We start from the raw sequence: 434 nt of genomic DNA, 5'->3' as shown, positions 1-434 counted from the left end.
TTTGACGTGTCGGTGCCGGAGCTGTTCGCCCCGCTGATGGTCGGTGCGCGCATGGTGATTCTCAAGGAGGGGGGCCACACCGAGCCGCTGTATGTGGCCGAGGTGATCGAGCAGACCCGGGCAACGATGGTGCACTTCGTGCCGTCGATGCTGTCTGTGTTCGTCGACGTCGTGGGCGTGGACCGGATTTCGCGGATGGATTCGGTGCGCATCATCTCCATGACCGGTGAGGCGGTTCCGCCCGCGGTTGCCGCAGACGTGCGGGAAGCGTTGCCGGACATCCTATTCTACAACCTCTACGGTCCCACCGAGGCGGCCATTGAGATCACCGCAGAGAACATCGAGCGGGTATCGGCATCGGACGGTTCGGTGCCGATCGGCGTGCCGATCTGGAACAGTTCCTCGCTGGTGCTCGACGCCCGGCTGCAGCGCGT

1 protein-coding gene is annotated in these 434 nt (G+C 64.3%); it reads left to right on the top strand.

What is annotated here, in order from left to right; genetic code table 11:
• Nucleotides 1-434: AMP-binding protein (locus GOAMR_RS21945; protein ID WP_005193289.1), on the top strand; the 434-nt coding region annotated here is incomplete at both ends.

The organism is Gordonia amarae NBRC 15530 (assembly GCF_000241345.1).
Classification (GTDB): domain Bacteria; phylum Actinomycetota; class Actinomycetes; order Mycobacteriales; family Mycobacteriaceae; genus Gordonia; species Gordonia amarae.
Note: the sequence above shows the minus strand (reverse complement) of the source record. Positions and strands in the feature narration are given on the sequence as shown.